The 14075-nt window shown below is 38.6% G+C and carries 14 protein-coding genes; 12 read left to right on the forward strand and 2 right to left on the reverse strand.

Going from position 1 to position 14075, the window contains the following annotated elements:
* Nucleotides 1-167: 167 nt before the first annotated feature.
* From ACMUMK_RS02820 to ACMUMK_RS02850, 7 genes are all read left to right on the forward strand, one after another.
* Nucleotides 168-1943, forward strand: a complete 1776-nt coding sequence (locus tag ACMUMK_RS02820) for an aminotransferase class III-fold pyridoxal phosphate-dependent enzyme (protein WP_414699604.1) — start codon at nt 168-170, stop codon at nt 1941-1943.
* A 2-nt stretch (nt 1944-1945) separates the two neighbouring features.
* Nucleotides 1946-4654: a glycosyltransferase gene (locus tag ACMUMK_RS02825; protein ID WP_414699605.1), complete on the forward strand. Its 2709-nt coding sequence runs from the start codon at nt 1946-1948 to the stop codon at nt 4652-4654.
* Between the two features lie 2 nt (nt 4655-4656).
* Nucleotides 4657-5544 carry an archaetidylserine decarboxylase gene (asd, locus tag ACMUMK_RS02830; protein ID WP_414699606.1) on the forward strand — a complete coding sequence of 296 codons (888 nt, stop codon included), beginning with the start codon at nt 4657-4659 and terminating at the stop codon, nt 5542-5544.
* Between the two features lie 17 nt (nt 5545-5561).
* A complete protein-coding gene (locus ACMUMK_RS02835) occupies nt 5562-6191 on the forward strand; it encodes a hypothetical protein (protein WP_414699607.1) in 630 nt (209 codons plus the stop codon).
* Nucleotides 6192-6951: 760 nt separating this feature from the next.
* The gene (locus ACMUMK_RS02840; protein ID WP_414699608.1) at nt 6952-7329 is read left to right on the forward strand and encodes a hypothetical protein; all 378 of its coding nucleotides are present in this window, start codon (nt 6952-6954) and stop codon (nt 7327-7329) included.
* A 193-nt stretch (nt 7330-7522) separates the two neighbouring features.
* Complete coding sequence (locus tag ACMUMK_RS02845; RefSeq protein ID WP_414699609.1) at nt 7523-8002, forward strand: hypothetical protein; 480 nt, start codon at nt 7523-7525, stop codon at nt 8000-8002.
* Nucleotides 8003-8106: 104 nt separating this feature from the next.
* Nucleotides 8107-8469: a hypothetical protein gene (locus ACMUMK_RS02850; RefSeq protein ID WP_414699610.1), complete on the forward strand. Its 363-nt coding sequence runs from the start codon at nt 8107-8109 to the stop codon at nt 8467-8469.
* 821 nt (nt 8470-9290) lie between these two features.
* On the opposite strand, the gene ACMUMK_RS02855 is transcribed toward ACMUMK_RS02850, so the two are convergent.
* Nucleotides 9291-9788, reverse strand: a complete 498-nt coding sequence (locus ACMUMK_RS02855) for a GNAT family N-acetyltransferase (protein ID WP_414699611.1) — start codon at nt 9786-9788, stop codon at nt 9291-9293.
* Nucleotides 9785-10057, reverse strand: a complete 273-nt coding sequence (locus ACMUMK_RS02860; RefSeq protein ID WP_414699612.1) for a DUF1778 domain-containing protein — start codon at nt 10055-10057, stop codon at nt 9785-9787. Before ACMUMK_RS02860 ends, ACMUMK_RS02855 begins: the two co-directional genes overlap by 4 nt.
* A 230-nt stretch (nt 10058-10287) precedes the next feature.
* Here ACMUMK_RS02860 and ACMUMK_RS02865 point away from each other — a divergent pair, with 230 nt between their 5' ends.
* The 5 genes from ACMUMK_RS02865 (at nt 10288) to ACMUMK_RS02885 (ending at nt 13795) form a co-directional block, all read left to right on the forward strand.
* Nucleotides 10288-10644 carry a hypothetical protein gene (locus tag ACMUMK_RS02865; protein WP_414699613.1) on the forward strand — a complete coding sequence of 119 codons (357 nt, stop codon included), beginning with the start codon at nt 10288-10290 and terminating at the stop codon, nt 10642-10644.
* A gap of 226 nt (nt 10645-10870) precedes the next feature.
* Nucleotides 10871-12190 (forward strand): nitrate- and nitrite sensing domain-containing protein, encoded by a 1320-nt coding sequence (locus ACMUMK_RS02870; RefSeq protein ID WP_414699614.1) that lies wholly within the window; start codon nt 10871-10873, stop codon nt 12188-12190.
* A 114-nt stretch (nt 12191-12304) separates the two neighbouring features.
* Nucleotides 12305-12688, forward strand: a complete 384-nt coding sequence (locus ACMUMK_RS02875) for a hypothetical protein (RefSeq protein ID WP_414699615.1) — start codon at nt 12305-12307, stop codon at nt 12686-12688.
* 250 nt (nt 12689-12938) lie between these two features.
* Nucleotides 12939-13160 carry a hypothetical protein gene (locus tag ACMUMK_RS02880; protein WP_414699616.1) on the forward strand — a complete coding sequence of 74 codons (222 nt, stop codon included), beginning with the start codon at nt 12939-12941 and terminating at the stop codon, nt 13158-13160.
* Nucleotides 13161-13276: 116 nt separating this feature from the next.
* Complete coding sequence (locus ACMUMK_RS02885; protein ID WP_414699617.1) at nt 13277-13795, forward strand: hypothetical protein; 519 nt, start codon at nt 13277-13279, stop codon at nt 13793-13795.
* The last annotated feature ends 280 nt before the right edge of the window (nt 13796-14075 follow it).

Below are 14075 nucleotides of genomic sequence, written 5' to 3' on the forward strand. Positions count from 1 at the left end.
TGTTTAGGCATTTTATTTGTGTTTACCCCTCTACAAAATATTAAGACTTAGCCTTTCAAAAGGCCTTATCTGTATTTCCCCTATGTAATAAAACAGTCTCAAAAGTGAAATAATTTTATCAAAATGCCGTGCTAGTTTATGCAAAACCTGACGACAGGCATTGTGTTATGCAGCAAACTACTCTTTATTTTTCTATTCTGGCTTTACTTGGTATTTACCTTGTTTATAAGGCAGCTATAAGGCTACAACTTTCTAAAGCTAAGCATCCCTCGTTACGGGGTCATAGTAAGTGGTCAAGACGTATTGCCGCACAAATCCCTTATTTTACTTACCCCGATGCCGTTTATTTTTGTAGTGATGGTGCCCCTAATAATATTGCAGACAAACGTCGTGCAGGGCTTTTGCAACTACAACAGAATATACGTGCTAAGTGCAGCCAGACACTAGCCAAATATGAGCCTCTTGAAGAAAGCGTGTCTGACGTTAGATTCACAAGTCATTACCGTATTCCTTTTCCGTTTCGTAGCAGCCTTGCAAAAGAATTTACGTTAGGGTCAATGGCCACCGAAACCCAAGGCTCAAGGGTTAAAGATTTAGACGGTAATTGGCGCTACGACCTTTCGGGCTCGTATGGCGTCAATGTGTTTGGGTACGACTTTTACAAAGAATGCATGAATATTGGTGTAGAAAAGGCAAAAGACCTAGGCCCAGTGCTTGGTGCCTATCACCCGTTAATCACCGAAAACGTAGAGCTAATTAAACAGGTGTCAGGATTAGATGAAGTGTCATTTCATATGTCTGGCACCGAAGCTGTCATGCAAGCTGTAAGACTGGCTCGCTATCACACAGGTAAAACCCATCTAGTACGACTATGCGGTGCTTATCATGGTTGGTGGGACGGAGTGCAGCCAGGCATAGGCAATAGTCGTAAAACCCATGATGTTTATACCTTGTCTGATTTAAGTAACAACACCCTACATGTATTAAACACCCGTAAAGATATTGCTTGTGTATTGATTAACCCCTTGCAGGCATTTCACCCTAATGCTGACTCGGCTTCTGATGTGTCTCTTGTGGCTAGTGATAGACAAACTCATTTTGATAAAGCTAATTACTCAAAGTGGTTAGCGAAAATCCGAGAAATCTGTACTAAACGCAACATAGTACTGATTTTTGACGAGGTGTTTACAGGGTTTAGGCTAAGTTACCGCGGCGCGCAGGGGTTCTTTGGGATCCAAGCAGATATGGTGACATACGGCAAAACCATAGGTGGCGGTTTTCCCATTGGTGTGGTGGCAGGTACTCACCAATTAATGAAGCGTTTTAAAGACAATAAGCCGGTGGATGTGTCTTTTGCTAGAGGAACCTTTAACTCTCACCCTTATGTGATTTCAGCCATGAACGAATTTTTAACTCGGGTACAGCAGCCTTCTATTCAAGCTATGTATGCTGCCTCTGAAGAGCTTTGGGACACCCGTGTTGCGATGTTTAACAAGGCATTAGCCGCGGCAAACCTACCCTTAAAAATTACTAATATGCACTCTATATTATCTGTGATTTATACCCAGCCAAGCCGCTACAACTGGATGCTGCAGTTTTATCTTAGAGATGCAGGACTTGAGCTTAGCTGGACAGGGACAGGGCGCTTTATTATGAATTTGAGTTATACAGATCAGGAGTTTAAGCAAGTCATAAACTGCTTTATTTCTGGCGCTAAACAAATGCAAGCTGATGGCTGGTGGTGGAGCTCACCTATGCTCACTAACCAAGCGATTAAAAAGCAGTTTTTACATGACATGCTAAGGGCTAAGTTTCCGTTAGTAGGGCGCTTTTTATCTTCGCCGCTAATCGGCTCAAAAAATAGTAACAGCCAACCTGGTTATGAACTGAATAATTTGTCATCTGCCCAGCAAAGCGGCAGTACTAGCGATAAGGTGCTTTAAGTATGCTAAGTAGTAATTCATCATTACCACAGAATGACTTTCGAGCATCATTGAAAAATGAGTTTGAGACTTTCCTGCAGACACAAGAAGGTCGCTTTAATCCAGATGACTGTTTAAGTATTGATTTTCATTGCCATGATCACAACAGTGATATTCCCGACGAGCTTTGGGGCAGAATTTTACGTTTGCCAGAAACCTGGCTTAAAACTAAAAAGCTGGTCAATCTATTAAAGAAAAACGGCAGTGATGTGGTTACAGTTACTAATCATAATAATGCTCGCTCTTGCTGGGACTTAAAAGCAAAAGGAGTTGATGTATTAGTAGGGTCTGAATTTACCTGTTTTTTCCCCGAGTATGATTTGTTTATTCATGTATTAACTTATGGTTTTAGCCCAGAGCAAGAAGTGATACTGAATAAAAAACGCCAAAACATATATGACTTTTTACGTTATGTGGCAGCTAATGATATTCCGGTTATCATGCCGCATCCTTTGTATTTTTATACCCGCAACGAAAAAATAGACCTAGATTTATTTGAAAAACTAGCTGTGATGTTTTCTCGCTTTGAGGTGCTAAATGGACAGCGAGACCTGTGGCAAAGTGTGCTTACCCTTAATTGGGTGCAAAGCCTGACTCCGGAGAAAATACTAGGCTATGCCAAAAAGCATAATCTGAACCCAGCGGATTTTGCAGTCGACCCCCATAAGCCCAAAGTACTGACGGGCGGTTCTGATGATCACACTGGTATTTTTGCAGGCCAATGCGGCTCTCGTTTGTATGTTGAAAACCTTCAAGAGAGATTGAAAACTCAAACTGCCTCTGAATTAGCACTAGAAGCCTTAAAAAAAGGCGATGTCGCGCCATTTGGTCAAGTGGGTGAAAACCAAAAACTAAACATAGCTTTGCTTGATTACTTCTCTCAAGTTGCCACTAAAATTAAAGACCCAGGCCTGTTCCGCATTATGTTACACAGGGGTTCAACTTGGGACAAAATTGGGTGTTTTGCTGTTAGTAATTTATTGCTAGAAATGCAAAAGCACAAAAAAACAATGAAGTTTTTCTCCTTTGTGCACGAAGCTTTGCAAGGCAAAAAGCCCAGTAAATTGCTTAAGTGGCAAGTTTCTAAAGATTATAAGTTTTGTATAGGTCAATTAGAAAAAATTGCAGACAGCAAAAAACTAGGTCCAGAAACTTTCACAGAAACTGTTAATCACGCCATAGGTGATCTTTTTACTAATCTAAACAGATTAGTTGCTAGCCGCATCGAAAAAGAGCTGCAAGGCAATAAAGGCTTAAATATTGACAGTTTCTCGATGGAAGAAATGACGCAAAAATTTGAAATCCCTAGCCAGTTAACAGCACTGTTTTTTGGGGACGGTAAGCGCCAAGATAACATGAGTAATGTACGGGTTGAAAAAATGCTCGACAACTTATCTTTTCCTATTTTAATCAGCTTAGTGTTGGCGGGGTCTACTTTGGCCTCTACCCGAGTGCTGTATCAAAACCGTGTGTTGTTAAATCGTTTTGCTGAGCAAATAGGTAAAAATAAACATGCCAACAGAGCCTTGTATTTAACGGACACCTTGCTTGACAAAAATGGTGTGTCGAATTCGCTATCAGGCAAGCTTAAAGAAGTACAAAGGGCAAACTTGCCTGTGGATTTTTTGATTTGTCATAGTAGCGCCGAGCCTGCTCCGCACCTGCATGTAGTAAAACCCATTACTGAGTTTGAATTACAAAAATACGGCGAGCAGGTTATTCGCATTCCTGATTTGATGGAAATAGCTAAAATTTTCTATGAAGGCGGTTACGACCGCATTGTATGTTCTACCGAAGGCCCAATGGCTTTGGTATCTATGTTTATTCAGCAGATGTTCAATGTGCCAAGTTACTTCTTTATGCACACCGACTGGATTGACTTTATTAAACATACTACAGATTTAAACCAGTATGGACGCGACCGTATCCGGCGCTTAATGCGAGCCTTGTATAACCGTTATGACGGTGTATTTGTATTAAACAGTGAGCACAGAGAATGGTTAATAGGCCATGAAATGCAACTGCCAGAAGAAAAGGTGTTATTGACTGCCCATCATACGCAACCAAGAGATTTAGGCGCTCACAAAATCAGTAAATCTAGCATTGTTCCTAATGCAACAGACGATACACCTGTGCTTTTTATTGCTTGTCGCATTAGTAAAGAAAAAGGCATTTTGGATTTACCCGACATTGTCGAAAAAGCTAAACAATCTATACCAGAGTTAAAAATTGTCATTGCAGGCTCTGGCCCCGCTTTAGACGAATTAAAAGAAGCCTTGCCAGATGCTGTGTATTTAGGCTGGCAAAACAAAAAGCAACTGGCTACTTTGTATTTGAGTTTAGATTTGTTTGTGTTTCCGTCGCGGTTCGACACCTTTGGTAACGTTATTCTTGAATCGTTTGTACATGGTATGCCAACACTTGCCTACAACTGCAAAGGGCCTAAAGACATCATTCAGCACAATAAGAGTGGCTTTTTAGTGGACACCACAGATGAAATGGCTGCTTGCATCGTGACTTTCTTCAAAGACAAGTCGTTGCGTGATGCAATGAGTCAGCAGGCTATTTTAAGGGCGGCTGAATATCAGGCAGAGCCTATTATGCATCAGTTCTTAAGTGACTTAGGTTTATCCCTGCCATTGATGTACAACAATCAAAAAACGGTTGCCTGAGTATGAACTCCTACATAAATAGCCCAGTGCAAAGCTTAACTAAAAAAGAACAACTCAACTTTTTGCTAACTAACCGTATCCCGCGGCGTTGGTTAACCTTTTTTATTGGCTGGTACAGTCAAATTCAAAGCCCATTACTGACAAAAGTATCTATCTGGGTGTGGTCATTGTTTGCTGAAGACTTACGCCTGCAAGATGCTCAAAAACAGCGTTTTAATAGTTTAGGTGAGTGCTTTACTAGGCAGCTTAAAGAAGGGCTGCGCCCCGTAGAGCAAGATGAAGATATAGTGACCAGTCCATGCGATGCCATTGTGGGTGCTCATGGTGAAATACTTGGCTCGAGCGTGTTTCAGGCTAAAGGGTTTCCTTATGACATTAGTGAATTGATACCCGATAGGTACCTTCAAGAAAAGTACAAAAACGGCAAGTTTGTCACCCTAAGGTTAAAGTCGAGCATGTACCACAGGTTTCATGCGCCAATTGCCTGTGACGTGAACAGAGTGTCTTATATTTCTGGTGATACTTGGAACGTTAATCCCGTTGCATTAAAACGGGTAGAAAAGCTATTTTGCAAAAATGAACGGGCGGTTATCGAATTACATTCAGATAAGCCAAATAGCAGTATCACGCTAGTGCCAGTGGCAGCTATTTTAGTGGCCAGTATGAAGTTTAATTTTTTGTCAGAAACACTGAGCCTTAAATACAAAGGGCCAAACATATTGCCATGTGAGGCTTCATTCTCTAAAGGAGATGAAATGGGATATTTTCAACATGGCTCCACCATTATTTTATTCGCAACTGCTAATTATGAATTCTGTGAAGGGATCAAAGAGGGAGTTGCTATCAAAATGGGCCAAGCATTAATGACTGGCCACTCTACGTTTAATTAATAATCAAAGGCAATAACATGACTTTTTTACAAGAACTACAACAACAGCGCTGGGATGATCACCGCTATTATCATCACAATAGAATCAATCAGTTTTTGCATTTATTAAGTGCAATGTGCTTTTTAGTGAGTTACGTATTGGTGTTTTTCTACCCTGCTATTGCCGCATTAGTGGGCTGGCTACTAGCTATGACGTTACGCCAAACAGGGCATTTTTTCTTTGAGCCACTAGATTACGACAAGGTAAACAAAGCCACCCACGAATACAAAGAAAGCGTTAAAGTCGGTTACAACCTACAGCGCAAGGTTGTGTTGTTATCTATTTGGGCTTTGGTTCCTATTGTGCTGTTTTTTGAGCCTAGCTTTTTTGGGATGTTTACGCCTGCTGTGGACTTTGTTGGGTTCGTCGATAACATGGCAATAATCTGGTTAATAGTAGGTTTAGGAGCAATCGCATTTAGAACTGTACACTTATTCAAATTGATGGGCGTGCAGTCTGGTTTAGTATGGGCAAGTAAAATCATCACAGACCCGTTTCACGATATTAAGATTTATCACAAATCTCCTTACTTCATCATGAAAGGCGAAATGTACGACAACATGGAAGATTGGTACGAAGAAGCCTCTTTTGAGAATAAAGTTTTGTAATCGAATATTTAAACCTAGCTTTATAGCTAGGTTCTAGAAATAAGAGATAAGAAAAACGAGATAAAATAAAAGCATAAGCAGTTAGTTGAGCCAGTGTTTTACCGAAAGGTATAACACTGGCTTTTTTGTTTTTACGATACGTATCGAATAGTGCTCGTACTGTGTGCACTGAATATTATTGACTGTGTTTACTTATGCCATCCATGGCTTTTTTCAATCGAAATCTATTTCGCCAACTGACTTATGTTATGAATTACATGGATCTATTTCATAAAAGAAGCCGTGCTCCGAGTAGTTTTTAACCATGTTGAAAATAACCTTAAATGCCAGAGCGGCGAAAGGTAACATCCATGTAAATCTAGTAAGGCAGTTTGAAATACGAAGAATTAGAGTCGCGGGTAGAGCAAATACATGGCTTTGCCACATAAAAAAGCAGAATATTAGGGCTCCAAAACTAATAATTAGAATGGGGGCCCATGCAGTTCGTTCGAATTAAAAACGGTGATTTATTCATTAGGTTTTTCCAATTTAATAGCTGTATGTAATTACACTTGCAGTGCTAGACCCGTATATATGCAAGATCTTGTGTAATCGCCGTATGTCCACATCACCCAATCACAGATTTAGAAAAAACCGTTTTCGTTGCAATAACTTACCCTATATGCCTAAATTAACCGCATGTATATATACGGCAAACACCCGTGTTTAAACACGGGTGTTTGCTACTTATTAATATTGTTATATTCCCTCAAGGATATTTATGAGAAGTCTTTTTCTTTTACTATTTTTAACTCCACTCAGTGCTTTTGCTTCGCAAGATTGTGTTGATGAAATTGAAAAAATCAAAAATGAGGCTGAAGCATTTGTATTGGAGTTAAATATGGATAGAGTTGAACAACTCTTTTATATTAGGGAAAAACTGAATTTTGATGGTGGCCAAGAGTCAAGGCAGGCGTTAGATATGGAGTTGCATATGAGTATCATGGAAGTTCTCATAAAATCCAAACCCAAATCAAAAATGATTTCCCGAATCCGAGAAATGCAGCGCAGTTTTAATGAGTTTCCTCTACAAATCTCAGATGAAAAGACTAAAGAACTTAATGATCAGATTAGTAGCAAGTCAGCAGCAGGAATATAACAAGGCGCTTAAGTCGTTCCCTTCGGTCACTGGGACAAAAACACAATGCGGCTTCGCTATTTTCGCATTGTGTTTTTGCCCCTTAGCTTAGTGTTATAGGTGATCAATTTTGGTAATTAGACGCTTTACTCTTTTCATATTATTAGTAATTTCGTTTATTTCATATTCGAAAGAAAGCGCTTTTAATAATTTATTGAATTCATCAGATGAAATAACAACCGCTGATGATTTATTTAGCTCTAAATATATTGATATAGAGTCAATAACGGACTCTATCTATAATCAATTTCGCCCAAAGGTAAAAATTACTCGCTTAGAACTAAGTAAAAGTGAAATAGATAATAAAACCAGAACATATATCCAAAGTGCTTATGTACCTGCTTTAGTTAAAAACTACATTCAATTGTACGAAAGTATCAAAGCTTCAGGTAATACTATCACTACTTGCAATGATAAATTATTTTCACCGATATCAAAGGGATCCAACTTACATATATCTTTGTGTGTCTCTAAAACCGAATTAAATATGAGTCACGTTAAGTATTTTTCAAAATTAACAAATCAACCAGAAAAAGAAGCCGCTGAGTTTGTTTTTAAAAACACTAATGAGCCAATTTTGATTAGCATTATGATGCACAAGTCACCTAATCAAGTTAGTATTTCGGGCATATAAATATAACAAGTCACTTAAAAGGACAAATAACAGTCGGTTTTTGCTCCTTCGTCGCTTATTTTAACCAACTATTATTTGCCTCTTAGTGAGGAGTTAGGCATTACATGAGATATGGACTCGCATTTCTAATTATTTTATTCCCCCTACATTCTCATGGGTGCTTTAGTGGTGTTGGTTATGAACAAAATTGGCATGATTCGGTAAGTTTACTTTTGGTATCGCTAGTTATTGGTTTTATCGCTACTTTTGTTAGATATATTCAAAAAGCAAAACGTTTATATATTCCTTTAACAATATTAGCGATCGCCTGTATTCCATCTATTATCGAAATTTTACGTTATGGTAATGGAGATTGTGGCGCGGGTTTAATGGAAGTGTCTGTTTGGCCTGTTTATATAATATTCACTGTTTTATTTTACGAGACTGTAAAGTTAGTTAAAGTTAAGTTTGGGGTAGGTAATGTCTAACAAAAAGCTTAATCAGAAAACCACTCCCTGGCCTTCGGCCAAAACGCATCGTATTTTCTGCTTAGCTTAAGCGTTATACATAAAAGGAGAAAGTATGAAGTGCCCGCACTGTGAAAAACCTGTGAGCCTATTTTCAAAGGAAATGAATCGCTTCGGAAAGAATAGATCATGCCCTCATTGTCAAAATTCAGTTCGCTTATTTGTCAGCCTCAAAGTGGCAGCTCTTCTTTTTATTCCCGCGGTGGTTCTTATTCTTTTTTTAAGGCCCATATTTGTTAACTTAGGGGTTAGCGGTTCTCTTGTCACAGGCTTAGTCACAGGACTTTTAATTTTGCTAGCAGCAAGGCTAAAAGCAGCATGAGCATATATGTATAACAAGTGCATAATGATGGAAATTTTACTCGCTGGTAAAGCACTCCTAAAATCCCCATATGTTAAGCGTTATACAGCAGAGATTTTTTGGAATTAAAAGTTGAATGTAAGTAATATTTTTGAAATTGCGAAACGTGCTTTTATCGTAGCTTCTAAGTTCTATTTTACAATTTTTGCTGTAATGGTGCCGTTTACATTGATCGTCGATTGGCCAGAGGATAAAGACTTCAGTTTTTCTCTTTTAACTCACATATTGGTAAGTATGGCACAACATCCATTGTTCTATGTTTTATTTGCGGGGGTATATGCATTCTGGGTGTTGTTTTACATTTTTAATAAAAGTGGCAATGCTGTATAACAAAAACATTATGGTGGGAGTTTTACTCGCTGGTAAAGCGCTCCTAAAATCCCCTTATTTAAAAGTTAGTTTGCTAAAGGCTAGCGGTTAACTAGCCTAAGCTTGCTCTCACATCAGCAATGGTGATGAAGAGTTTATTTTCAGCGTCTTCAAATGCTTGGAAACCATAGCCTTCATAGAAACGTTTCGCACCGTCTTTGGCATTAACGATAACAACCGGAAATGCAACGCTATCGCTAGCAGCTAACAGCTTTCTGAGTGCGTCGATAAGCAGCCATTCACCAAATCTTTTCCCCTTATATCGGTCATCGACAGCAAGACGGGCAATCAGACCTCCCGAGGTGGATGATTGGTGCTTTTTTTGTAACTTGTCGGGCAATGTCTTTAAATCAATTGGCGTCATTGTTAGCGTGTAAAAGCCGATGATATGTGAGTTGTCATTATCATCTTCCAAGACAAACGTTCTGGTGTTGTCTTTCTTTGCTTGCTGACTCGCCATTACTTTTAAGTAATTATTGAGAGCTTCGATGCCACAGTTAAATCGGTTTCTATCGTGTTTAGCTTTATCTAGAAGTACCGTATTCATCACTGAGTTTTGCTATCGTATCGTTCAGAAGCAGCTTTTAGCTTTGAGTTCTGTGTTGCAGGATGGTCTAAAGCGTCCATTAGCAACATTGCATCAGCTTGGCTCAGTTTTAAAGCTTGTTCCCGTTCGATGACTTGTTTAGCTTTTTCGATTGCAGCGCTTAGAACAAACGAGTTGATGCTAGACATGCCGGCGATCGCGGCAGCCTTAGTAAGTAAGTCTTGTGTATCGACATCAACTCTAGCGGTGATGCGAGGCAAAGTAGTAGCCATAATGTTATCTCCTGTTGTGTCAAAATGTCACATGTGTATTATGGTCTTAAAGTGTGCAATAAGCAATCTATGTGTCACTTTGGCACGCAAACTAACAACGCGTTTAAGACAAATTCCCAACGCTTGGCATTTTTCATTCCATCGTTGGTTTTTGTGTTTACTGAGCTTATCCTTATCAGGACAGCCATGATAACTTTGCTGGCGTTTGTACAATTCACATTCGAGTATTTATGAAGAGTATCGTAATTTTATTAGTATCTTTGTTTTCATCTTTAGATGTTATCGCTGAATGTCTATTCCTAGAAAATCAAATAGAAATAAAAGCAGTCTCGGCTCTTAGAAATCAAGCCATTCTTGTTTTAGATGCAGAGGGAGAAAACTGTGACTCTATCACTGAAAGAGATATACGAACTTCTTGTCAGTGTAAGTACCGAAAAGAGCCTTTAATCAATTTTAAAAATCAATATGATGAAGTGCTTAGTAAACAGCCAGAATATAGCGGAAGAATGGTATGTTTTTCTGAGAATAACCAAGGAATATCTGTAAACTTTATTGCTTATAAGCAAATGGCTTCTTGGTGCATTTAGTGCCTGCCAACCAATCAAGTACGCGCCTTCTACCCCGAGAGTTGTGGCTCTAGAAAAAGCTCAGAACAAGGTTTTAAATAACATTCATGATAAAGGTGTTACCGCTCAACGACTCATAGTGGTTACTTAGAACAATAAAATAAGCATAAAAATTGCATTATTTTTTATGGCAGAAACGGTTTAGCGTTTCATTTAACCCTCATCTTGTAATAAATTCGGATTGTCCATGAACAAGTATAGTGACACTACCAAGCAGTTTTTACTTGCCACTAAACGATCAGAAATAGAAGCTCTGCACCAACTTGCATCAAATTGCCAAGTTATTACTTTTGTTTGTGAGCTGATTCACCAATTGCAGCGTGAACGGGGTATTTCTAATATCTTTTTAATCAGCAAATCCACGCGGTTTTGCGAGCAAAGGCGTAATCAAATAGAAGCAAGCATAACCACAGAAGAAATGCTTCGCAGCCAGCTTAAAGCTAAATACTTACAAGTCAGTGATAGTGCCAGTAACATGCGCTTATTCAACTTAATTGCCCTTGCTCTACAAGATATGGATCATGTGCCAAGCTTAAGACGAAAAATAGAAAACCAACGTTTGACCGCTGCCCAATCAACCCGAGCATTTTGTCGAGTCATTTCAGCCTTGTTGGCTGTGGTTTTTGAAGCATCTGATGTAGCCAGCGACCCTAAAATCACCCAGCAATTAGTTGCTTTATTTAATTTTATACAGGGTAAAGAGTTTGCAGGGCAAGAACGAGCATGGGGGGTAGTGGGGTTTTCTCAAAGCACATTTGATAAAAGGCTCTGTGAACGAATCAAGCAACTAGAGGTAAGCCAACAAAATAGTTTTAAAACTTTCTTTGAGTTCGCTCTTGAGAGCGACAGCCAACAATGGCAAAGCCTAGAAAGCGCTGACTCAGTTAAGTCACTGTCGCAGATGCGAGCTATGATCCAGCAATTAGCTAATGGTACACCTATAGCCGCTGAGATAAGCGAAGTTTGGTATGAATTAACTACGGCACGCATAGATAAAATGCATACAGTCGAAGAACAGTTAAGCGCAGGCCTGCTCGAGCAAACCAAAAGCCGAGTGGCCAAGGTGGAAGATGATTTGCTCAACCATAGAAAACGAGTGAATACTGCTGCAAACAACATTTCTGATATGGATTATTGGTTGTCTACTCAAGTAACATCAAATGAAGATGCAAAAAATACCCTTCAACAATCTTACATAAATGCAAATAATCAAACCGAGCAGTTAACTGGTAACCGAGCGTTTTATGAGCTGATTAAAGAGCAATCTGATCATATTAAACGGATGGAGCTGGAGCTAGATACAGCAAAGCAAGCATTTATTGAGCATAAAAAGATCGACCGAGCTAAATTGCTAATCATGCAAGAAATGAATCTTGATGAAGCCGAAGCCCACAGAGTAATACAAAGACGAGCTATGGACGAGCAAACTAGTTTAATGGCTATTTCTGAAACAATTATTAAAACCGCAGCTGCTTTGCATAAAAGTTTGCAGTCTCTTGAGAGCTAAGTAGACAGCCATAACAAAAATGAACTAATAACAGTTGATTTTGCTTGTTTCTCGCAATGTTAGCCAACAATTTTATTAGTGTTTAGTAACACCTTAAATTTAAAGGACTGTTGTATGAAGGGTTATTCAAGTAAAAAACTGAGCTTACTTTTTTTGATTATTCCACTGTATTTCATAGGCATAAATCTTGTGCCTCAAGTAACCATTTTGAACAGCTCAAACATACGAATTGTAGATGCTAAAATCACAACCCCAAATTCTGATTTAAAATTTTGGTCACTAAATGATGGAGAAGATAAGGAGCTTCATTATTCAATTTTCCAAAAAGAGGGAAAGTATCGATATGACTTTTCTCTAAATAATAATATTACCTTGAGCGGTGAGTGCGGTTTTGTGAATAATTTTGAGTTCGGTAAACGTGTTATATTTTTAGTTAGCGACGACAAGGTAATCTATTCTAGTGGTGAAAGTGTCGTATGCGAGACATATGAAATATAGCAAGCGAAGTTTTAGACCTTATTGTTATTTACCCTGACAGCCATAACAAAAATGGTTCTGGCCTTGGCCCAAAGGCTTTTTTTGGGAGGGAGGTTAAGCGTAAGGGAATACAGAGGTCACCATTGAAAAATTTTTAATTAGTATTTTTTTATCGAGTTTTTTAGGTGCCGCAATTTTATTCTTGTCGCCGTATGTCACAGGTTAAATTGAACCGTGAGACTCAAATACTTATTATTACAGCGGAGCGGTATTGGTCGCTGGATTTGTAATTTTGTTGGATAGACAAACCACATATGAGATTGCGTTTATTGGTATTACGCTTGGCCAAGCCTTGTATATGTTTTCTTTTATGGCTGTTGATTCAATAGTGGGGATTGGTTTAATTCTTATGGCCTTTAAAAGTTTGCTGTCTTTGGTTGGGTTAGTCTTAAAGTCAGCTTATCTTAATTTACTGTTTTTGAATGGTAAGTAATGCCTAACATAATGTTAAATATCATTATTTTTCCAAGTTATTACTTTTTATAGTTTAAATAGAAAGCATTCTCGTTTATAAAGTACGCCATTTTTAAAATACAGAAAACTAAACTAATGGCTGCATCAAAATTACATCTAACGTTTCGCAAATATCATCGTTGGCTTGGCTTTTTCTTAGCGGGAATTATGGGAGTTTACGCTGTTAGCGGAATTCTTCTTATTTTCCGTCCTACTGACATTCTAAAATATGATCAAGTTCAGGTTAAGCAGTTAGAACCAGGCCTTAATAGTAAAGAGCTGCTTTTAGCACTGCGCACCAAGGGGAGCAAAGTAGTATCTGAGACAGATTCAATTATTACCCTTAACGTGGGGGAATACGAAAAATCCAGTGGCACGGCGACAGTGACTCGTAAAGAGTATCCTATTGTACTTTCGAAAATGGTAAAGCTACATAAAGCGACTAACAATAGCCCATTATTTTGGCTGAATATTAGTTTTGGCTTAGGGTTGTTGTTTTTTGTGATTTCTGCTTTTTTGATGTTTTTACCTAAGTTGCCTGTCTATAAAAATGGTTTGAAAATAGCTGGGGTTGGAGCGCTAGTGGCCGTAGTTGTGGTGATTTTTGGCTCGTAGTTTTAACCTGTAATATGGGGTGGTGTTACTCTAATGGTGATATACCCCACATCACTTATTTCTCTAAAGCGGTGTTTCCGCCTGCTGAATTGGCTAGCGTCCATAGCCACAATGGCATAACAGAGGTATTGATTCTTTAGCTGGGCATATTTATTTTGTGTTTCAACTCACAGTAATTGCAGTTATGAGTTGTCTTAATTTATTATATTAGGCCTTGTTTTATCCTTTTTGTTAAAAAACTTCCCTCAATAAGTTTTAGTTATTTTGCTGGTGATCAAAG

It is taken from the genome of Paraglaciecola sp. 2405UD69-4, from assembly GCF_047525415.1.
Taxonomy (GTDB): Bacteria; Pseudomonadota; Gammaproteobacteria; order Enterobacterales; family Alteromonadaceae; genus Paraglaciecola.

Coding starts and splice junctions, on each gene's coding strand:
- ACMUMK_RS02820 (WP_414699604.1), top strand. CDS start 168: ATGCAGCAAACTACTCTTTATTTTTCTATTCTGGCTTTACTTGGTATT.
- ACMUMK_RS02825 (WP_414699605.1), top strand. CDS start 1,946: ATGCTAAGTAGTAATTCATCATTACCACAGAATGACTTTCGAGCATCA.
- asd (WP_414699606.1), top strand. CDS start 4,657: ATGAACTCCTACATAAATAGCCCAGTGCAAAGCTTAACTAAAAAAGAA.
- ACMUMK_RS02835 (WP_414699607.1), top strand. CDS start 5,562: ATGACTTTTTTACAAGAACTACAACAACAGCGCTGGGATGATCACCGC.
- ACMUMK_RS02840 (WP_414699608.1), top strand. CDS start 6,952: ATGAGAAGTCTTTTTCTTTTACTATTTTTAACTCCACTCAGTGCTTTT.
- ACMUMK_RS02850 (WP_414699610.1), top strand. CDS start 8,107: ATGAGATATGGACTCGCATTTCTAATTATTTTATTCCCCCTACATTCT.
- ACMUMK_RS02860 (WP_414699612.1), bottom strand. CDS start 10,057: ATGGCTACTACTTTGCCTCGCATCACCGCTAGAGTTGATGTCGATACA.
- ACMUMK_RS02865 (WP_414699613.1), top strand. CDS start 10,288: ATGAAGAGTATCGTAATTTTATTAGTATCTTTGTTTTCATCTTTAGAT.
- ACMUMK_RS02870 (WP_414699614.1), top strand. CDS start 10,871: ATGAACAAGTATAGTGACACTACCAAGCAGTTTTTACTTGCCACTAAA.
- ACMUMK_RS02875 (WP_414699615.1), top strand. CDS start 12,305: ATGAAGGGTTATTCAAGTAAAAAACTGAGCTTACTTTTTTTGATTATT.
- ACMUMK_RS02885 (WP_414699617.1), top strand. CDS start 13,277: ATGGCTGCATCAAAATTACATCTAACGTTTCGCAAATATCATCGTTGG.